This is a genomic window from Sphaerisporangium sp. TRM90804 (assembly GCF_029846175.1).
Classification (GTDB): domain Bacteria; phylum Actinomycetota; class Actinomycetes; order Streptosporangiales; family Streptosporangiaceae; genus Sphaerisporangium.
Map to the genome: position 1 here is coordinate 60860 of NZ_JARWAC010000022.1, position 19011 is coordinate 79870.

At 70.1% G+C, this 19011-nt stretch carries 19 protein-coding genes; 14 read left to right on the forward strand and 5 right to left on the reverse strand.

The window, feature by feature from the left end; translation table 11 throughout:
• The first annotated feature begins 39 nt into the window (after nt 1–39).
• The 7 genes from PYR91_RS26720 to PYR91_RS26750 all read left to right on the forward strand — a co-directional run bounded on the left by PYR91_RS26720 (nt 40) and on the right by PYR91_RS26750 (nt 5788).
• A complete protein-coding gene (locus PYR91_RS26720) occupies nt 40–432 on the forward strand; it encodes a hydrogenase maturation nickel metallochaperone HypA (RefSeq protein ID WP_279784017.1) in 393 nt (130 codons plus the stop codon).
• Nucleotides 407–658: a HypC/HybG/HupF family hydrogenase formation chaperone gene (locus PYR91_RS26725; protein ID WP_347943489.1), complete on the forward strand. Its 252-nt coding sequence runs from the start codon at nt 407–409 to the stop codon at nt 656–658. The genes PYR91_RS26720 and PYR91_RS26725 overlap by 26 nt, the downstream gene beginning before the upstream one ends.
• A 7-nt stretch (nt 659–665) precedes the next feature.
• Nucleotides 666–1793: a hydrogenase formation protein HypD gene (hypD, locus tag PYR91_RS26730; RefSeq protein WP_279784021.1), complete on the forward strand. Its 1128-nt coding sequence runs from the start codon at nt 666–668 to the stop codon at nt 1791–1793.
• A gap of 73 nt (nt 1794–1866) precedes the next feature.
• Nucleotides 1867–2982, forward strand: a complete 1116-nt coding sequence (gene hypE / locus PYR91_RS26735; protein WP_279784023.1) for a hydrogenase expression/formation protein HypE — start codon at nt 1867–1869, stop codon at nt 2980–2982.
• 119 nt (nt 2983–3101) lie between these two features.
• Nucleotides 3102–3497, forward strand: coding sequence for a hypothetical protein (locus tag PYR91_RS26740; RefSeq protein ID WP_279784025.1), 396 nt, complete (start codon nt 3102–3104; stop codon nt 3495–3497).
• A gap of 291 nt (nt 3498–3788) precedes the next feature.
• Nucleotides 3789–4799, forward strand: a complete 1011-nt coding sequence (locus tag PYR91_RS26745; RefSeq protein WP_279784088.1) for an LLM class flavin-dependent oxidoreductase — start codon at nt 3789–3791, stop codon at nt 4797–4799.
• Between the two features lie 542 nt (nt 4800–5341).
• Nucleotides 5342–5788, forward strand: coding sequence for a hypothetical protein (locus PYR91_RS26750; protein ID WP_279784027.1), 447 nt, complete (start codon nt 5342–5344; stop codon nt 5786–5788).
• 123 nt (nt 5789–5911) lie between these two features.
• Here PYR91_RS26750 and PYR91_RS26755 read toward each other — a convergent pair whose 3' ends face one another.
• Nucleotides 5912–7120, reverse strand: a complete 1209-nt coding sequence (locus tag PYR91_RS26755; protein WP_279784029.1) for a cytochrome P450 — start codon at nt 7118–7120, stop codon at nt 5912–5914.
• 198 nt (nt 7121–7318) lie between these two features.
• Here PYR91_RS26755 and PYR91_RS26760 point away from each other — a divergent pair, with 198 nt between their 5' ends.
• The 3 genes from PYR91_RS26760 (at nt 7319) to PYR91_RS26770 (ending at nt 9524) form a co-directional block, all read left to right on the forward strand.
• Complete coding sequence (locus PYR91_RS26760) at nt 7319–7978, forward strand: helix-turn-helix domain-containing protein (RefSeq protein ID WP_279784031.1); 660 nt, start codon at nt 7319–7321, stop codon at nt 7976–7978.
• A gap of 120 nt (nt 7979–8098) precedes the next feature.
• Nucleotides 8099–8974: an alpha/beta hydrolase gene (locus PYR91_RS26765; RefSeq protein WP_279784033.1), complete on the forward strand. Its 876-nt coding sequence runs from the start codon at nt 8099–8101 to the stop codon at nt 8972–8974.
• 46 nt (nt 8975–9020) lie between these two features.
• On the forward strand, nt 9021–9524 hold the full coding sequence (locus PYR91_RS26770) for a DUF523 domain-containing protein (RefSeq protein ID WP_279784035.1): 504 nt from the start codon (nt 9021–9023) through the stop codon (nt 9522–9524).
• A 201-nt stretch (nt 9525–9725) separates the two neighbouring features.
• On the opposite strand, the gene PYR91_RS26775 is transcribed toward PYR91_RS26770, so the two are convergent.
• Nucleotides 9726–10958: a DUF4032 domain-containing protein gene (locus tag PYR91_RS26775; protein WP_279784037.1), complete on the reverse strand. Its 1233-nt coding sequence runs from the start codon at nt 10956–10958 to the stop codon at nt 9726–9728.
• A gap of 362 nt (nt 10959–11320) precedes the next feature.
• Between PYR91_RS26775 and ngcE the strand changes: the two genes are divergently transcribed.
• The 4 genes from ngcE (at nt 11321) to PYR91_RS26795 (ending at nt 16929) form a co-directional block, all read left to right on the forward strand.
• Complete coding sequence (gene ngcE / locus PYR91_RS26780; protein ID WP_279784039.1) at nt 11321–12772, forward strand: N-acetylglucosamine/diacetylchitobiose ABC transporter substrate-binding protein; 1452 nt, start codon at nt 11321–11323, stop codon at nt 12770–12772.
• A gap of 6 nt (nt 12773–12778) precedes the next feature.
• Complete coding sequence (locus PYR91_RS26785) at nt 12779–13735, forward strand: sugar ABC transporter permease (protein ID WP_279784041.1); 957 nt, start codon at nt 12779–12781, stop codon at nt 13733–13735.
• Nucleotides 13732–14643 (forward strand): carbohydrate ABC transporter permease, encoded by a 912-nt coding sequence (locus PYR91_RS26790; protein ID WP_279784043.1) that lies wholly within the window; start codon nt 13732–13734, stop codon nt 14641–14643. The genes PYR91_RS26785 and PYR91_RS26790 overlap by 4 nt, the downstream gene beginning before the upstream one ends.
• Before the next feature lie 165 nt (nt 14644–14808).
• Nucleotides 14809–16929: a M6 family metalloprotease domain-containing protein gene (locus PYR91_RS26795; protein ID WP_279784045.1), complete on the forward strand. Its 2121-nt coding sequence runs from the start codon at nt 14809–14811 to the stop codon at nt 16927–16929.
• Between the two features lie 99 nt (nt 16930–17028).
• Here the strand turns inward: PYR91_RS26795 and PYR91_RS26800 are convergent, their stop codons facing one another.
• The 3 genes from PYR91_RS26800 to PYR91_RS26810 all read right to left on the reverse strand — a co-directional run bounded on the left by PYR91_RS26800 (nt 17029) and on the right by PYR91_RS26810 (nt 18692).
• Nucleotides 17029–17322: a 4a-hydroxytetrahydrobiopterin dehydratase gene (locus tag PYR91_RS26800; RefSeq protein WP_279784047.1), complete on the reverse strand. Its 294-nt coding sequence runs from the start codon at nt 17320–17322 to the stop codon at nt 17029–17031.
• A 352-nt stretch (nt 17323–17674) separates the two neighbouring features.
• Nucleotides 17675–17962 carry a hypothetical protein gene (locus PYR91_RS26805; protein ID WP_279781188.1) on the reverse strand — a complete coding sequence of 96 codons (288 nt, stop codon included), beginning with the start codon at nt 17960–17962 and terminating at the stop codon, nt 17675–17677.
• Nucleotides 17963–18122: 160 nt separating this feature from the next.
• A complete protein-coding gene (locus tag PYR91_RS26810) occupies nt 18123–18692 on the reverse strand; it encodes a hypothetical protein (RefSeq protein WP_279784049.1) in 570 nt (189 codons plus the stop codon).
• Nucleotides 18693–19011: the final 319 nt, after the last annotated feature.

Here is a 19011-nt window from a genome sequence, read left to right on the forward strand (position 1 = left end):
CGTGAAGCCGACCGAACGACGAACAGGGGAGAAGGAGAAGTGCACGAATTCGGGATCGCCGAGTCGATACTCGCCGCGGTGGAAGGCCGCGCGGACGGCCGGCGGGTACGCCGGGCGCGGGTGCAGGTGGGGGCCCTGCTCCGCGTGGCCGAGCCCTCGATCAACGACGCGTTCACCGTCGTCGCCGAGGGGACGGTCGCCGAGGGCGCCCGCCTCGACCTCGTCACCCTGCCCGTGCGGCTCACCTGCCGCGCGTGCGGGAACGCGGGCACGTCGGTGGATCCGTACGCGGTGTGCTCCGCCTGCGGGTCGACCGACCTCGACAGCGAGGGCGGCGACGACCTCGTCCTCGAATCCATCCAGCTCGCGGAGGCGTCACATGTGCCTGGGGATCCCCGGGGAGATCGTGGAGATTTCGTCGGACCGTCCTGACCTGGCGAAGGTCGACGTCAGCGGCGTCCGGCGCGCGGTCAACATCGGCCTGCTGGAGGGGGAGGCGCTCGCGCCCGGCGACTGGATCCTCATCCACGTCGGCTTCGCGCTGTCGAAGATCGACGAGGTGGAGGCCAGGTCGGCGCTGGAGTTCCTCGAAAGCATCGGCCAGGCGTACGACGACGAGATCGCCGCCCTCCGCGAGTCAGTGATCGAACAGGGATAGAGGTGTGATGCGCTTCGTCGACGAGTACCGCGACGCGGACACGGCCCGTGCCCTCGCCGCCCGCATAGAAGCCCTGTGCGAGCCGGGCCGCGCGTACAAGTTCATGGAGGTGTGCGGGGGGCACACGCACACCATCTACAAGCACGGGCTGGAGGACCACCTGCCCGAGGCGGTCACGCTCGTGCACGGGCCCGGCTGCCCGGTGTGCGTGATCCCCATGGGGCGGGTGGACGACGCCATCCACATCGCCGAGCAGCCCGACGTCATCATGACGTCGTTCGGCGACATGACCCGGGTGCCGGGCGGGCGGGGGTCCTTCCAGGACGCCACGGCCCGGGGCGCGGACATCCGCATGGTGTACTCGCCGCTGGACGCGCTGAAGGTCGCCCGGGACAACCCGGACAAGCGTGTGGTGTTCATGGCCATCGGCTTCGAGACCACCGCGCCCTCGACCGCGATGACCGTCCTGCGGGCGGAGGCCGAGCGGATCTGCAACTTCTCGGTGTTCTGCAACCACGTGACGATCATCCCGGCGATCAAGGCCATCCTCGACTCGCCCGACCTGCGCCTCGACGGGTTCATCGGGCCAGGGCACGTGTCCACGGTGATCGGCTGCCGCCCGTACGACTTCGTGGCCCGCGACTACGGCAAGCCGCTGGTGGTCGCCGGGTTCGAGCCGCTGGACGTCCTGGACTCGATCCACCGCAACCTCGTCCAGCTCGCGCGGGGCCGGGCGGCCGTGGAGAACCAGTACGCCCGGGTGGTGCCCTGGGACGGCAACCGCAAGGCGCTGGCCGTGATCAACGAGGTGATGGAGCCGCGCCCGCACTTCGAATGGCGCGGACTCGGCTTCATCTCCCACTCGGCCCTCCAGATGCGTGAGCGGTACGCCGCCTTCGACGCCGAGCGGATCTTCCAGATCCCGGGCGGCCGGGTGGCCGACCCGCAGGCGTGCCAGTGCGGAGAGGTGCTCAAGGGCGTGCTCAAGCCGTGGGAGTGCAAGGTCTTCGGCACCGCCTGCACCCCGGAGACGCCCATCGGCACCTGCATGGTCTCCTCCGAGGGCGCCTGCGCGGCCTACTACAACTTCGGCCGCTTCTCCCGCGCCCGCGTCCGAGAGGCGACCCGGACATGACCGCCCACCGCGGCCGTCCCGCCGCCGACGGCACCCCCGCCGCCCGGATCGGAACGTCACCGGGGAGCCGGGCATGACCGCCGACGACCGCACCGTTCCCGCGCGGCACGCCGACCCGCTCGCGCCGGGCCGCGAGCTGCGGGTGCTCGAACGGGTCGAGCGGAGCAGGCGGCGCAAGGCGCGCGTGCGCGAGGAGCTGATCACGCTCGCGCACGGCGCGGGCGGCAAGGCGACGCGGAACCTGGTCGAGGCGGTGTTCCTGGAGTCGTTCCGCAACCCGCTGCTGGAGCCGCTGGGGGACGGAGCCGTCGCGGGGGAGCTGGCGTTCACCACCGACGCGTTCGTGGTGACGCCGCTGTTCTTCCCGGGCGGCGACATCGGCGACCTGGCCGTCAACGGGACCGTCAACGACCTGGCGATGTGCGGCGCGCGGCCCGCGTACCTGTCGGCCGGGTTCATCCTGGAAGAGGGCTTCCCCGTGGCCGACCTGCGGCGCGTCGTCGCCAGCATGGCCTCGGCGGCACGGGCGGCCGGGGTCGACATCGTGACCGGCGACACCAAGGTGGTGCCCCGGGGCAAGGCCGACGGCTGCTACGTCACCACGGCCGGGGTGGGCGTCGTCGACCCCGGCGTGCGGCTCGGCGCGTCGGCCGTCCGGCCGGGTGACCTGGTGGTCGTCTCCGGCCCCATCGGCGAGCACGGCGTCACGATCATGCTGGCCCGGGGAGGGCTCGACCTGGAGGCGGACCTCGTCTCCGACACCCTCCCGCTCAACGGCCTCGTCGCCCGCCTGCTGGACACCTGCCCGGCCGGGCGGGTGCGGTGCCTGCGCGACGCCACCCGGGGCGGCGTCGCCACGGTGCTGAACGAGATCGCGGAGGCGTCCGGCGCCGCCGTGGTGCTGGACGAGGACGCCGTCCCGGTGCGGCCCGCCGTGCGCGGGGCGTGCGAGCTGCTCGGCATCGACCCGCTGCACGTCGCGTGCGAGGGCCGGATGGTGGCGGTGCTCGCCCGCGACTGCGCCGACGCCGCCCTGGCCGCGATGCGCGGCCACCCGCACGGCGCCGGCGCGACCGTGATCGGGCGGATCGCCGACGACCCGCCCGGCCTGGTGCTGCTGAAGACGGCCTTCGGCGGCACCCGGATCGTCGACGTCCTCGTGGGAGACCCTTTGCCCCGCATCTGCTGAACCCGGATCGCCCGCGTCGCCGTGGGCGACTCTTTGCCGCGCACCTGTTGAAAGCCCTGCAGAACCGACCTTCTACTCAGAGCTGTACCCGGACCGCTTGTCCCGACGGGGGTGGTGTCATGGCCAAGAAGCCGACGCGCAAGACATCGGGCCAGATGCCCGGCATCCAGCACCTGCGCGCGCTCGCGCACGAGGACGCCGTCCGGGCCGGGAACCTGGCCTTCGAGAGCCCGCCCCGAGGCGACCTCCGCCCGCCCCGCGACGTCACCGCGATCGAGCGGGAAGGCGTCTCCCCCACCGACACCCAGGCCCGCAGCCCCCTGGGCGTCGGCACGAGCACGACGATGCGCGCCGAACACCTGGCCCGCCGCGAACAGGAACCCGGCCGGGAGAAGCTCGGGGAGGAGTACCCGTCCAAACGCCCCTACGGCGTCTCGAAACCCGGACACGGCACCGGCGTAGGAGCCCAGGACACCATCGACGACGAAAGCCCCTACCTGCCCCCGGGCGACTAGGCAGGGTGACCACCCAGGAAACCGCTCGGCCGCCGCGTCTCCGAGATGGTGCCTTCGGCGCGTCTACTCCAGGGCGGCTCTCGCCGGCCTGGTTCACCCGCCGCGCCCGGCGATCGCCGGTCGCCGTTCCTGCGCCTGTGAGCTGCCTTCTTCCGGCGCGTCGGTGGGAAGTGGCACGGCGAGGGCGGCGCCGCCGTACGGCGCGCAACCCGGTGCGGGTCCGGGCCTGGACTCCGCCGTGGGGCGTGACATCGGGGCGGGGGCGGCGGATTCTTGGGTGTGGGCGATGAGGTGCGGGTCGGGGTGTTCCTGCCGGCGGCCGGGTTTCCCGGGCGGGGGCAGGGGGAGGTGCTGGCGGCGGCGGTGGACGCGGCCGTGACGGCCGAGCGGGCCGGGTTCGACGACGTCTGGATCGCCGAGCACCACTTCATGTCCTACGGGCTGTGCCCCTCGGCGACGACGCTGGCCGCGTACGTGCTGGGCCGCACGGAGCGCGTGGCGGTCGGGACGGCGGTGAGCGTGCTGTCCACGACCCATCCCGTGGCGCTCGCCGAGCAGGCGGCCCTGCTCGACCAGGTGTCGGGCGGCAGGTTCCGCCTCGGGGTCGGGCGCGGCGGGCCGTGGGTCGACCTGGAGGTGTTCGGCACCGGCCTGGAGCGTTACGAGACCGGCTTCGAGGAGAGCCTCGACCTGCTGGTCGCCGCGCTCGGCGGCGGGCCGGTCTCGGCGTCGGGGGAGACCTTCCAGTTCCGGGAGGTCGAGATCGTCCCGAGGCCGTCCGCCCCGATGCGCCCGGTCGTCGCCTGCACCTCACCCGGCACCGTCGGGCTGGCCGCTGCGCGCGGCCTGCCCATGCTGCTCGGCATGCACATCGGCGACGCCGACAAGGCCGCCCTGGTGGACGCCTACGCCCGCACGGCCCTTCGGCACGGCCACGACCCGGCCGCGACGCCGCACATGGCCGCCGGCGTGGCACACGTGGCCGACAGCACCCCCGAGGCCGTGGCCGCCGTGAAACGCTCGCTCCCCACGTGGCTGGAGCCCGGCCTGGCCGGCTACCGCAGGGCGGACGCCCGTCCCCACCGCCCGAGGGACGCCCACGAGTACACCGACCTCCTCTGCCGCCTGCACCCGATCGGCTCCCCGGCCCACTGCGCCGAAACACTGCGCACCACGATCGCGCGAACCGGCGTCCGCCACCTCGTCCTCCTGCCCGACACCACCGGCGACCCCGCCGCCACCCGGGAGAACATCACCAGGCTCGGCGCCGAGGTCCTCCCCCTCGTACGCCGAGTCCCCTGAACAGCGCCTCCCCCCGCCCTCCCAAGCCGGCCGAGCGAGACCGGACCGGCATCGAAAAGGCCGGCTTTTCGTCACTCCCTGCAAAGGATCAATAACAGAGCGATGATGTCGAGCTATGCCGCCCCGCAGTCGACATGCAATGCAGCCACCTGAACGATCTCCGGACGGCGAACTGCCGGACGATGCGATCCTCACCCAGTTCGGCGTGCGCGTGAATCCCAGTCTGTCGATGCTGCCGTTCCGTAGTCATCCGAGGCCTCAGGAGGAAGGGCTGTCTCTGTCACTTGGGGCGCGCAGCATCAAGGAGATGGTCGACGTCGTGTACCGGGGCAGGCGTAGTCCCATGCTCCACGACGGTGTGAGGAGGACGACCGCGGGACGGCTGCGTGCAGCCGGGTTCGAGGTCGTTCACGATGGACGCAACAGTAAAAGTAATCCTAACCATGTGACCGTCTCCCTAGACGAGGACGTTGATTGGACTGACGATGAGAGCGCGCGGTTCAACGCCTGCTTCGGCGAACCAATTTGGTTGGAGGGGGACGATGAGTGATCAGATCCACCTTCGCTTCGGGGCGCAGCCCTGGACGCCCGCCGACACGGCGACGCTGGTCAAGGTGTACGACCGTCATGATCGACCAGTTACGGGCTTGATCGAGCAGCACGGTCGACGCTACCTGTTCGACTGCGTCGAGGGGCAAGTCTGGGATGTCAACGTCTGGGCCTATGGGTGTGTGACGGAGAGCGACGTCAGAGATCTTGATGCGGCGGAGGGCACGGTGTTCGCCAAGACCGTCGACGCGATCTTCAAGGCCGGCACCGTCACGGCAGCGGTCGCCGTCGGCGACAAGCTGGAAATCGCGCTGACCGTCGAACCGGAGACCCTTCGCCGCGGCGTCTACATCGGCATCATGGGAGCGGTGGTAGACAAGCTGGAGGGCGGCAAGCGGACGGCTGCGACGCTTCGGCAGTTGCAGACGGCGGCCGGTTAACCCATCGATGCAGCACGGCTAAGGCGCGCGCCCCGTCCTTCATGTAAGGGCGGGGCGCCTCGCATGTAGTGGCTACACCGGCGGCCGCAACCTGTCATGTTGAGCGAGCCCGACGGGGCGTCATTACGCGTCCCAGGTGACCGGGAGGCTTTTGACGCCGTAGATGTCGGCGGTCTCGGGGCGGAGGGCGACGTCTTCGGCCGGTACGGCGAGGCGGAGGGTGGGGAAGCGGGTGAGGAGGGCGGGGAACGCGACGCGCATCTCGACGCGGGCCAGCTGCTGGCCCAGGCACACGTGGACGCCGTGGCCGAAGGCCAGGTGACCGCCGTCCTGCCTCGTGAGGTCGAGCACGTGGGGGTCGGGGAAGCGCTCGGGGTCGCGGTTGGCGGTGTTGTACGCCAGGATGACCTGGGCGCCGGCCTCGATGGTCTGGCCGCCCAGCTCGACGTCCTCCAGCGCCGTGCGCATGAACATCTTGGCGACGCTCAGATACCGCAGCAGCTCCTCCACGGCACGGTCGGCGAGCGTGGGGTCGGCGCGGAGCGCGGCCAGCTGCGCGGGGTTGCGCAGCAGCGCGAAGGTGCCGAGCGCCAGCATGTTCGCGGTGGTGTCGAACCCGGCCGCGAGCAGGAGCAGGCTCATCCCCCTCAGCTCCTCATCGGTGAGGTCGCCGTCGGTGAGGTCGCTGAGCACGTCGTCGGTGGGGTTCGCGCGCTTGGCGGCCACCAGCTCGGCGAGGTAGCGCTGGGTCGCGGTGTAGGCGGCTATCTGCTCCTCGTCGCTCGCCTCCCCGCTGAGGAACGACTCGATCTGCTCCTGGAAGGAGCCCCGGTCCTGGTACGGCACGCCCAGCAGCTCGCAGATCACGATGGCGGGGATGGGCTTGGCGAACGCGGTCACCAGGTCGGCCGGCGGCCCGGCCTTCTCCATGGCGTCCAGGTGGTCGGCGGTGATCTGCTCGACGCGCTCGGTGAGAAGGCGCATCCGGCGGGTGGTGAACCTGCCCGCCAGCGGTTTGCGGTAGCGCCCGTGCTGTGGCTCGTCCATGAGGAGGAACTCGCCGGGCGGCGCCGGAGGGACCTCGATGTCGCCCATGTCGATGGTCGGGTGGTGGCGCATGAGCTCCTTGCGGGAGCTGAACCGCGGGTCGGCCAGGACCGACCTGGCCAGGTCGTACCCGGTGACCAGCCAGCCGGGTCGTCCGCCGGGGAAGGTGTAGCGGCTGATGGGGCCGTGCTCGCGGGCCTGGATCAGCTCCTTGGGCGGGTCGAATGGACAGCCGGGCTGACGCGCCGTCGGCAGCGTCGTGACGGTGTGGAGAGGCTCACCCATGGCCGTTTCCCATCTCACGATAGTACGTATTTGGAATAGCTCGAAAGCTACGTTGCATCCAGAATGACTGTCAATTCATGAAGAGTATTTGTGCAGGTGAACACCGATAAATTGGTGCAATGGCGCTGCGGGCGAATGCAATGGCGCGTTGCAATGAATGACGGCGAAGGCAATACTGACGGCATGCCAGGAGGACGGTTGACCCAGCAGGACCGCCAGCGCATCGCGGCCGGCCTCGCCGGCGGGCATTCCTACGCCGAGATCGCCAGGCGGCTCGACCGGCCGACCTCGACGATCAGCCGGGAGGTCGGGCGCAACGGAGGCCCCCGCGGCTACCGGCCCCAGCAGGCGCACCAGGCGACGACCCGGCGGGCACGGCGCGGCACACCGGCACCCCCGCCCGCGGCCGGGCCGCCGGGCGGCACGGTGGGAGAGGAGATCATCGAGATGGCGGTCAGGGCAGGGCTGCCGAGGATGACGGCGCGTGTGCATCTCGACCTGTTGCTGTCCGAGGACGGCAGACGCACCGCGGCCGAGCTCGCACGCAGGCTGAAGGTCAGCCCGGCCTCCGTCTCGGTGTCCGTGAACTACCTGGTCGAGCACGGGTATGTCCGGCGCGAGCGCGATCCGCGGCGGCGTCGCGACATCTACGTGGTCGACGACGACGCCTGGTACCACTCGATGGTGATCAGCTCCCGGCAGACGCTCGAGTCGGCGCGGGCCGCCATGGCGGCGGCGGAGGCGTCCGGGCTCGACGGGCCCGTGGGGCAGCGGATGGCCAGGGCGGGGGCGTTCCTGGAGCGGGTCAGCCTGGACGTCATCGAGTCGGCCGACCGCTGGCGCGGCCTCCTGGCGTGACGGGGCCCGGCCGAACCGGGCGCCTCTCGCGGGGGTCGGGGTGAGAGGTCGCACGTCACCGAGGTGGCGGGAGGGGGTGGAGGGCTTGCCGGGGGTGGAACCGAATGTAATTCTGTTCGTATGAATCGCGCCAAGGCCAACGGGATCGAGATCGCTTACGACTCCTTCGGGTCGCCGGGGGATCGGCCGCTGTTGCTGATCATGGGGCTGGGCAGTCAGCTCATCCAGTGGGACGAGGGGCTCTGCCGGATGCTGGCCGAGCGGGGGCACCATGTCGTCCGGTTCGACAACCGCGACGCCGGGCTGTCGACGCACCTGCACGCTCTGGGCGTTCCCGACCTGGCGGCGGTGTCCGCCGGCGACATGTCGACGGTTCCGTACCTGCTGGACGACATGGCGGACGACACGGCGGGGCTGATGGACGCGCTCGGCTGGGACGGGGCTCACCTCCTCGGGGCCTCGATGGGCGGGATGATCGCGCAGGCCTTCGCCATCCGCCATCCCGCGCGGACGCGCAGCCTGACCTCGGTGATGTCCACCCCCAGCACGCGGGCCACGCCGCCGACCCCGGCCGCGCTGGGGGTGCTCGCGTCCCGCCCGGTGTCCGACCGTGAGTCGGCCGTGCGCCGTTCGGTCGAGGCGTGGCGGATCATCGGCTCCCCGGGGTATCCGGCGGGCGAGGAGGCGGTGGCGGCGCTGGCCGGCGCCGGTTTCGACCGCTCCTACGACCCGGCCGGGTTCGCGCGGCAGTACGCCGCGATCGTGGCGTCCGGCGACCGGACCGCCGCGCTCACCGGTCTTACGGTGCCCGCCCTGGTGATCCACGGCGAGGCCGACCCGCTCGTGCCCCTGGCGGGCGGCGTCGCAACGGCGGACGCCATCCCCGGCGCCAAGCTCCTCACCTTCCCCGGCATGGGCCACGACCTGCCGCGCCCCCTGTGGCCGGAGATCGTCGACGCCGTCACCGAGCTGACCGAACGCGCCGACGCCTCCTGAACCCTCCGGAACGCCGTGGCCGCGACGCGGGAGTTACCGTGGAGCGGTGGAAAGGATCCTGGTCAGCGCGTGCCTGATGGGGCGGCGTGTGCGCTTCGACGGGCGGGCCAAGGCCGTGGCGGACGAGGTGTTCGCGGCGTGGCGGGCCGAGGGGCGGCTTGTGCCGTTCTGCCCTGAGGTGGAGGGCGGGCTGCCGGTGCCGAGGCCGCCCGCCGAGATCGAGAGCGGCGTCGGCGGCGCGGCAGTGCTCTCCGGGAGCGCGCGCATCCTCACGCCCGCGGGCGAGGACGTGACGCGGCACTTCCTCGCCGGCGCCTACTCCGCCCTGGCCGTGGCGCAGACCATGGGGCTCAGGACGGCCATCCTGAAGGACGGCAGCCCGTCCTGCGGCAGCCTCCGCATCCACGACGGCACCTTCCGGGGCCGGGTCACCCCGGGCACAGGCGTGACCGCCGCCCTGCTCGAACTGCACGGCATCCGCGTCTTCGGCGAAGACCGCATCGCCGAGGCCGCGGAACACCTCGACACCCTGGAACGCGCCGCACGCTGACGCGCCCGCACCACGAAGCCGGAGCGCACGGGACGGGCAAGGACTGGCCGGCCACCGTACGGCGGCGCCGATTTCGCCGTACGGCTTCTCACCGCCGCGGCGCCGGTATAGGCCGCACGTTGCGGGTGGCGAGGTGTGGGCGGGGCAGGGGCGCTCCGGGAGGCCGCGCCGAAGGCGCCGTTCGGGGCGGGTGATGGCCGGTCAGGGGTCGAGGTCGTCGGGGGCGTCTTCGGTGATGATGGCCTCCTCGTCGGGTTTGTGGACGAGGACGGTGTCGATGTAGGAGCGCAGGGCCGTGTCGAGGCCGATGTCGCGGCCGGCGGCTTCGGACATGAACCAGCGGTGGTCGAGGACCTCGTGGAAGAGCTGGGCGGTCTCCAGCTTGCCGCGCAGGGCTGGCGGGATGGCGTGCAGCGTCGGCTGGAAGGTCTCGGCGAGCCAGCGGTGCGCGACGATGGCCTCGTCCTCGTGGCGCAGGCCCTTGGCGACCCGGAAGGAGTCGAGGTCGTTGAGCAGCCGCCTGGCCTGGTTCTCCTCGACGTCCAGGCCGGTGAGCCGCAGCAGCCGGCGCTGGTGGTGGCCGGCGTCGACGACCTTGGGACGCACGATCAGGCGGGCGGTGCCGGCCTTGCGGCGGATCATCATCTCGGCGACGTCGAAGCCGAGGGAGTTGAGCCGCCGGATCCGCTGGTCGATCAGGTGCCACTCGACGTCCTCGACGATCTCCTCCTGCGTCAGCTCGTTCCACAGCCGGTGGTAGCGCTCGCAGAGCTGCTCGGCGAACGCCAGCGGGTCGATCGAGGCGTGCAGGAAGCCGCCCGCCTCCAGGTCGAGCATCTCGCCGTAGATGTTGACGTGGGCGACCTCGATGTCCTGCTTGCGCTGGCCCTCGCTGATGACCGGGTGCAACTCGCCGGTCTCCGCGTCCACCAGGTACGCCGCGAACGCGCCGGCGTCCCGCCGGAACAGCGTGTTGCTCAGCGAGCAGTCGCCCCAGTAGAACCCGGCCAGGTGCAGCCGGACGAGCAGCACGGCGAGCGCGTCCAGCAGGCGGATGAGCGTGTCGGGCCGCAGCGTGCCCGACAGCATTGCGCGGTAGGGCAGGGAGAACTGCAGGTGGCGGGTGACGAGCGCCGAGTTCAGCGGCTCGCCGTCCGGCGTGGTGCGGCCGGTCATGACGGCCACGGGCTCGACGGACGGGGTGTCCAGGCGGCTCAGGTCCCACAGCAGCTGGTACTCCCGTTTGGCGTACCGCTCGGTGATCTCCTTGATGGCGTAGACCCGCCCCGACAGGCGGGCGAACCTGACGACGTGCCGGGATATGCCCCGGGGCAGTGACACCAGGTGGCGCTCGGGCCAGTCCTCCAGCGGGAGGTCCCACGGCAGGCGGATGAGGTCCGGATCGCTGGGAGCGCCGGTCATCTGCAGCGGCAACCCGTGTCTCCTCACATTCGGTGCTGTTGCCGTCGACGCTAGTCGTTCAGCGCCCGGGCGGCAGCAGAGGCCCACGTACCGGACACCACGCGCGTTTACCTTGCGCTGGTCTAGACCGGGTAAAGGGTCTGTTTATTCCACCCTCACCTGTGTCATCATCGCCCGGTGACCTGTGCTGTTGGCAGGTTACGGGTGGGTTTCACCGAGTAGTGTTCGCCACCGTTTGTCGCGGGTGGTTTGCTGGTCGGCCACAGCTCGATCACGGGTCGGCCTAGACCACTTGACGATGCCGGTGGATGGACGTACGTTCCTCAAACGTTTAGGAAACTTTCCTATTTGTTCGCCCCATCCTGGAGGGTCGCATGTCCAACCCCGCCGGCACGCCCCGAGAGATAACCCGCCGGCAGATGCTCCGCCGGATCGGCCTCACCGCCCTCGTCGCGGGTCCCGCGGCGGGCGTGCTGAGCGCCTGTGCGACCAGCGGAGGCAACTCCGCGGCGTCTCCCACCGCCTCTGCCAGCGCTTCCGCCGTCTCGGCGGCCAACCCCTTCGGGGTCGTGGCCGACTCGCCCCTGGAAGTCGTGATCTTCAAGGGCGGTCTCGGCGACAGCTATGCCACCGACGTCCACGAGCCGTTGTACAAGAAGACCTTCCCCGGGGCCAGCGTCAAGCACGTGGCCACGCAGCAGATCGCCCAGACGCTGCAGCCCCGCTTCGCGGGCGGCGACGTCCCCGACTTCATCGCCAACTCCGGCACCGACCTGATGGACATGGGCGCCCTGCAGGCCGAGGACCAGCTCCTCGACCTCACGCCGCTGTTCGACGCGCCGTCCATCGACGACCCGAGCAAGAAGGTGCGCGACACCGTCGTCCCGGGCACCATCGAGTCAGGCCTCATCGCCGGCAAGCCGTACATCCTGAACTACGTCTTCACCGGTTACGGCCTCTGGTACAACAGCAAGCTCTTCCAGGAGAAGGGCTGGACGCCGCCGAAGACGTTCGACGAGTTCAAGACGCTCTGCGAGATCATCAAGGGCGCGGGCCTCACGCCGTACGCCTACGCGGGCAAGAACGCCGCCTACTACCAGTACTGGATGATCCTCATCTCGGCGGCCAAGCTGGAGGGCAACCAGGTCCTGCTCGACATCGACAACCTCGCCGACGGCGCCTGGACCCGCGACTCGGTGAAGCAGTCCGCCGCGGCCTGGGCCGAGATCGGCAAGTTCATGGAGAAGAGCTACGAGGGCCTCATCCACACCGAGGTCCAGACCAGGCAGAACCAGGACAAGGTCGCGCTCTACCCGTCGGGTTCGTGGCTGGAGAACGAGCAGAAGGCCAACACGCCCGACTCCTTCGAGTACGCCGTGACGCCGACCCCGAGCCTCACCGCGGCCGACAAGATGCCGTTCGAGGCGATCAGGGCCGCCGCGGGCGAGCCGTACATCATCCCCTCCAAGGGCAAGAACACCGCCGGCGGTCTGGAGTACGCGCGCATCATGCTCTCCAAGGAGGGCGCCAAGGGTTTCACCGAGAAGTCGGGCAGCCTCACCGTGGTCGTCGGCGCCGCCGAGGGCCTGCCGCTGTCCCCGGGCCTGAAGAGCGTCGCCGACGCCCAGACGGCGGCCGGGGCCAACATCGTCACCTACAGCAGCTTCGAGAACTGGTACAAGGAGCTGGAGACCGAACTGCGCAAGCAGACCAACTCGCTGATGTTCGGCCGCATCACCGCCGACGAGTTCTGCGCCAACATGCAGAAGAAGGCCGACTCGGTGAAGGCCGACTCCTCCATCACCAAGCAGAACCGGACGGTGTAGTCGATCATGCGGCTTGGCGACGGCGGGCTCGCCGCGGGGCGGTTGTCGGCGAAGGCGCGGATGTACGGGTTCGTCATCTCGTTCCTGGCGGTCCCGCTCGTCCTGTACGTGGTCTTCGTGATCAGTCCCTACGTGCAGGCGTTCTACATCTCGCTGACCAACTGGCGGGGCGTCTCGGCGTCCCCGCAGTTCATCGGGCTGGAGAACTTCACCAGACTGCTGGACGACGACGTGTTCTGGGCCGCGGTGCGCCACCACGGCCTCCTGCTGCTCGCCATGCCGCTGATCACGATCGCCATCGCGCTGTTCTTCGCGTTCCTGCTGAACCTCGGGGGAGGCAGCAAGGGCGGGACGATGACCGGCGTCCGGGGCTCGAAGTTCTACCGGGTGGTCTACTTCTTCCCGCAGGTGCTGGCCGTGGCGGTGGTCGGCGTCCTGTTCCAGGCGATCTACCGCCCCGACAGCACGGGTGTGCTGAACGGCCTGCTCTCCATGGTCGGTTTCAAAGAGCCGGTCGGCTGGCTGATCAACACCGACCTGGCGCTGTGGTCGATCATGGGCGTGCTGGTCTGGCAGGCCGTCGGGTTCTACGTGGTGCTGTTCTCCGCCGGCATGTCGGCCATCCCGAGGGACGTCTTCGAGGCGGCCGCCCTCGACGGGGCGGGCCGCTTCCGGCTGTTCTTCAGCGTCACGCTCCCGCTGATCTGGGACACCATCCAGGTCGGCTGGGTCTACCTCGGCATCGCGGCGTTCGACGCCTTCGCCCTGGTGCAGGTGCTGTCGGTCGACCGCGGCGGCCCCGACAACGCGACCACCGTGCTGCCGCTGGAGATCTGGCGGTCGGCGTTCACCTTCTCCAAGTTCGGCTACGCCTCCGCGATGGGCGTGGCCCTGTTCTTCCTGACCATCACGTTCGCGGCGCTGAGCCTGCGCGTGACGCGGCGCGAGAGGATCGAGCTGTGACGACGGCGACCCCCACCGACACGGTCCGGGTGGCCAAGACCCCGCCCGCCCCGGTCCGCCGCAAGCCGAAGAACCCGCTCGGCGCCTTCGGGGCGCTGTCCCACGTGGCCCTGGTCGTCTGGGCGATCCTGGTGATCGGGCCGATCGTGTGGACGTTCCTCGCGTCCTTCAAGACCAACGCCGAGATCGTCGGCGACCTGCCGCTCTCCATGCCCGAGAGCTTCTCGTGGGCCTCCTGGGGACGCGCCTGGGAGAAGGCGCACATCGGCAGGTACATGCTCAACACGGTGCTCGTCGTGGCGGCGAGCACGGCGCTGACCATGCTGTTCGGCTCGATGGCGGCGTACGTGCTGGCGCGGTACCGGTTCTTCGGCAACCGGGCGATCTACTACCTGTTCGTCTCCGGGCTCGCCTTCCCGGTGTTCCTTGCGCTGGTGCCGTTGTTCTTCGTCGTCCGCAACCTCGGCCTGATCGACACGCACACCGGCGTGGTACTGGTCTATACCGCCTACTCGCTGCCGTTCACCGTGTTCTTCCTCACGGCGTTCTTCAAGACGCTCCCCACCTCGGTGGCGGAGGCGGCGATGATGGACGGCGCCTCCCACACGCGCACGTTCTTCCAGATCATGATGCCCATGGCCAGGCCCGGCCTGGTCAGCATCACGATCTTCAACATCCTGGGCCAGTGGAACCAGTACCTGCTGCCGATCGTGCTGCTCTCGGGCGGCGTCGAGGACAAGTGGCTGATCACGCAGGGCATCGCGAACATCAACACCAACGCCGGCTACGAGGCCGACTGGCCGGGTCTGTTCGCCGCGCTGAGCATGGCCATCATCCCCATGCTGATCGTCTACATCATCTTCCAGCGCCAGATCCAGTCCGGTCTCACCGCCGGAGCCGTCAAGTAGCACTCTCGCTCTCCTGGGGGCATCTCGCCCTCGCGGCGTTTAAGCGGCGATCTCATCATTTATCGGACAAAGCCCTATCCGGGCTCCGGTATCTCATGGATGATCTCCGGCAGAAACGTCTGTTACGTCCTCGGCCGCGCTGTGGCCGAGATGGAGGATGAGGCCGTGACCGCGTCGTCGATCCACCGCCCCCGCAGGAAGAGACGACTCACCGCACTGATCGCCGCCGTCGTGCTCGCCCCGCTGGGGCTCGCCGCGGGCCAGCTCCCCGCCGCGGCCGAGCCCCCGCCGCAGCCCGAGCACCCCTGGCAGGCCGACCACTGGCCGCAGCGGCAGCCCTGGCAGGAGCAGGCGCCCGCCGCCGCGCTGCGCGGCAAGCCCGGCGGCCCCGCCGCGATCGACCCGCAGAACTGGAAGAACCCCGACCACATGACCTGGGACGACTACAAGGCCGTCCCCGGCACCAACTGGGCGGACCCCACGGCCCAGGGCTCGGAGCGCACGTTCAAGGGCGCGCTCGTCCTGCTGGACTATCCGAACCAGCCGTTCGTGGTCACCCAGCCGGTGGGCTCGACCGTGTTCGGCAACCCCAGCACCGAGGCCCACGACGTCCCGCGCGACCAGGTCGCCGGCTTCTACAAGGACTTCCTCAACACCCCCGGCCCGCTGAACCGCGGCCACACCATCCACGAGTACTGGATGGAGGACTCCGGCGGCAGGTACGGCGTCGACCTCACCGCGTTCGGCCCGTACGAGATGCCGGGCAAGGACCACGAGTACGCCATGGAGTTCCAGGCCGGCACCGCCTGCCCGGCCGGCGACACCTGCAACCGCAACATCCGCACCGACGGCCGCGCCGCGTGGGCCGGCGACGTCGGCGAGGAGGGCACAGAGGAGTTCGACTTCATCTTCTACCTGAGCGCCGGCCAGGACGAGTCGGCCACCTGGCAGGAGTTCGGGCCCATCAAGTTCCCGACCAAGGAAGCCGTCACCGACGACTTCGGCCCGCCGGACCCCGCGCTGCCCAACTGGTCGCGCACCAGGTACGTGGAGTGGACGTCCTGGGCGTCGGGCTCCTCCATCTGGCCCAACGCCGGCGGCGGCTCCTCCACCCAGGCCGAGAGCTCAGGCCAGGGCGTCTACGCCCACGAGCTGAGCCACATCCTGGGCATCGGCGACAACTACAACAACCCCTTCAGCGTGCCGCCGCGCCGCGCGTACACCGGAATCTGGGAGATGCTCAGCCGGGGCAGCTTCAACGGCCCGGGCGGCCCGCACAGCCGGTGGCTCATCCCGCCCACCGGCGGCGGCTCGATGGGCGCCCAGCACATGCTGCGCAACAAGATCAAGCTGGAGATGGTGGACGAGAAGAACGTCCTGCGGCTCTCGCGCGAGGCGCTCGCCGAGTCGGGCCTGGTCGTCGCCCGGGTGACGGCCCGGGCCGCGCAGCCCGGCGACAAGGGCCTGGCCGGGGTGAACATCGCGTTCGCCGACGGCGACCGCAGCCCGGCGTGTGACACGCTCACCGACCCGTTCTGCGACGGAGGCGGCTACGAGAACTACACGGTCGAGGTCGTGGACCGCATGGGCGCCGACTCCTTCACCCCGGACTCCGGCGTGCTGCTGGCCAAGACCAAGAACGAGGACCGCGCCCCGTTCGAGTGGGTCATCGACGCCAACCCGCAGGACATCGGCATGACCGACTACGTGCTGCCGGACGGCACCCGGGTGCCGATCACGATCGGCGACTACCGGCAGCTCTCGGACGCCCTGTTCCACGCGGGCACCGACTCCGGCAGCGAGTTCGAGCACGTCGACGAGGCCAACCGCCTGCACTTCTACATCCTGGAGAAGAGCCGCGACAAGAAGGGCGTGCTGTCGTACACGGTCGCCGTGCGCTCCCTGGACGGCGCCGGCCCGCAGCGGCGCGGCGTGCGGGTGCTGCCGAGCGTCGGGGCGGCCAAGGGCGCCGAGTGGGCGGCCTGCCGCTTCCCCGTGGTCAACACCGGCCGCGCCGCGGCCCCCGCGGGGCAGCACCCCGAGGACGTCGGCGCCTACCTGAAGTCGGACGTCTACCGCCTGACCGCCGGCGTGCAGGGCAAGGGCTGGACGACGTGGGTGCCCAACCAGCTCACCGCCGTGGACTTCGGCAAGACCACGCTCGTGCCGGTGTACGCCCAGCGTGCCCCGGGCGGCGACCGCCTGGCCAGGCTGAACCTCACCGCCACCTCCGAGAGCGACCCCACCAAGAAGTCGACCGCCACCTGCCAGATGATCGGCCTGTGACGGCGATCGCCCTCACCTGACCCGGAAGGCGGGTGTGGCTCGCGGAAGCGCGAGCCGCACCCGCCTTCCGTTTCTCGGGAGGGGTGCGCGGCCGCGCGCTCAGGCGCCGTGGTCGGCCGCGATGGCGTCGATGCGGCCGGCGAGCTTGAAGTCCATCTCGGTGAGGCCGCCGGCGTCGTGGGTGCTGAGGGCCAGGTGCAGGGTGCGCCAGCGGATGTCGATGTCGGGATGGTGGTTGAGGGTCTCGGCCTGTTCGGCCACGTCGTTGACGATCGCGATGGCCGTGCGGAAGTCGGGCGCCTTGACCGTCCGCCGGATCTCGTCCCCCTCCCGACGCCAGTCGGGCACCTCACTGAGCCGGGCGCTGATCGCCGCATCGTCGAGCCTGTCCATACTGATCAGCTTTCCACGCCCCACCGACAGGCGAAACCCGCGCCCCGGCCGGGTTCGCACGCGGCTTCTCGCCGTGCGGGGGTCCGGCGGCGTGCCGGAGGGCGTCCGGGCGCGGCTGAGCCCGGGGCGTGTGGGTGGAGGGGAGTGCGCTGGTGGCTGTGGCCGGGGCGCGGGCTCCGGTGGCGGTCGACGTCACGCCTGGATTCCGGAGGACGGGCCCGTGGTTCGGCCTTGCCGGGTGGTTCTCGCCGGCCGTCCGGCCGGTTCTTCTCTCAGGTCCGGCGCTTTTCTCGCCGGATTTCTTGCCGAGGATTCATTCGCTTTGTTGTTTCCGCGTTTCTCGCGTATTGGATTAGTCCCAGGTGGTGCCGTTGTCGTCGGCGGGGATCTCGCCCTCGGCGAGCAGCTTGGCGGAGTCCCAGGTGGTGCCGTCGTCGTCGCTGGTGGAGGCGGAGTCCCAGGTGGTGCCGTCCTTGTCGGCGGGGGTGTCCCAGGTGGTGCCGGCGACGACGTGGGTGCTTGGGGCGTACTCGGCGGCCTGGCTCGTGGCGGCGTAGAGGCCGATCGCGGCGGTGAGGGAGACGGCGGCGGAGACGAAGCCGGCGGAGATCTTGGCGGTGAGGGAGGTCGTGGAGTTCATTTCTTTTTCCTCTTTCGGTGGTTGTTTTGTTTTCTTCTCGCACCACCAACTCTCCGCTTTTCAAGCCCTCGGAACCAGATGAATGGACGGCAGCAAGCTGCCCGCCGCTGGCACCTTGCTGCCATGCTTCTCCGCCCGCCTGACGGGCGCCCGGAGCGGCTCAGCAGGAGATCTGACCGGGACCGCGCTGGACGTCCACCGACTCGGCGATCGCCGTGCCGGGGGGCATCGAGGGAGACACCCACCTGGACGCCCCCGCGTCGCCCCCGACCGAGCCGAGGTAGCCGGCCAGCTCCCCCTCCACCAGCACCGCCCGGATCCTGAACCAGCCGTCCACGGGCCCGGTGAGCGGGACGGCGGCCTGCCACTCCTCGCCGACGACGCGCACGTTCGGGTTGAACGTGATGAGGCCGTTCTCCGGATAGAACTGCTGGACGGCCACGACGAGCCGGGTGCCCGGCCGGGGGACCCCGTGCCCGCTCACCGTCACGCAGGGCGTGGCCTTGACCGGAGACCTGTCCTCCGGCAGGTCGATGCCGATCTCCGGGGCGGGCTCCCGCCATCCCTGCATGACCCCCGCCACCGCCGGCGCCGTGACCGCCACCAGCACGCCGCTGGTGAATCCCGCGATCTGCCGGGTGGCGGCCTTCACGGCGCGCTTCGCCAATGAAGGCGGGGGAGCCGGCGCCTCGCCATTGCCGGAATCGCCGGGGAGCTGACGCTCCGTCATGTCGTTACTTATCCTTTCTTGGAGGTAAATGATCGTCGTGAGGCCAAAGCGTAGAGGCAGGCGGATGGGCGCACACGAAGTATGCTCATTTTTCGCACTAGATCCTTTATAAGCGGCGCTGAGCTGGGCGAATGCCGAAGATCTGGCGCGTTGCGTCGGGGGAGGGCTGCACGAAATGGCGACGTGTGACCGGTTTCGTATAGTTCTCCGACTCCGCGAGTACGGGCTTAGAGGCTTTCGTCAACGTAGTGCACGCGCGAAATGGCCTTGCGAATGCACGTGCAGTTGAACTGCGGGAGTCGGGGGCGCGCGGAAACCG

Coding starts and splice junctions, on each gene's coding strand:
- PYR91_RS26750 (WP_279784027.1), top strand. CDS start 5,342: ATGAGTGATCAGATCCACCTTCGCTTCGGGGCGCAGCCCTGGACGCCC.
- PYR91_RS26805 (WP_279781188.1), bottom strand. CDS start 17,962: ATGAACTCCACGACCTCCCTCACCGCCAAGATCTCCGCCGGCTTCGTC.
- PYR91_RS26755 (WP_279784029.1), bottom strand. CDS start 7,120: ATGGGTGAGCCTCTCCACACCGTCACGACGCTGCCGACGGCGCGTCAG.
- hypE (WP_279784023.1), top strand. CDS start 1,867: ATGACCGCCGACGACCGCACCGTTCCCGCGCGGCACGCCGACCCGCTC.
- PYR91_RS26740 (WP_279784025.1), top strand. CDS start 3,102: ATGGCCAAGAAGCCGACGCGCAAGACATCGGGCCAGATGCCCGGCATC.
- ngcE (WP_279784039.1), top strand. CDS start 11,321: ATGTCCAACCCCGCCGGCACGCCCCGAGAGATAACCCGCCGGCAGATG.
- hypD (WP_279784021.1), top strand. CDS start 666: ATGCGCTTCGTCGACGAGTACCGCGACGCGGACACGGCCCGTGCCCTC.
- PYR91_RS26810 (WP_279784049.1), bottom strand. CDS start 18,692: ATGACGGAGCGTCAGCTCCCCGGCGATTCCGGCAATGGCGAGGCGCCG.
- PYR91_RS26800 (WP_279784047.1), bottom strand. CDS start 17,322: ATGGACAGGCTCGACGATGCGGCGATCAGCGCCCGGCTCAGTGAGGTG.
- PYR91_RS26765 (WP_279784033.1), top strand. CDS start 8,099: ATGAATCGCGCCAAGGCCAACGGGATCGAGATCGCTTACGACTCCTTC.
- PYR91_RS26785 (WP_279784041.1), top strand. CDS start 12,779: ATGCGGCTTGGCGACGGCGGGCTCGCCGCGGGGCGGTTGTCGGCGAAG.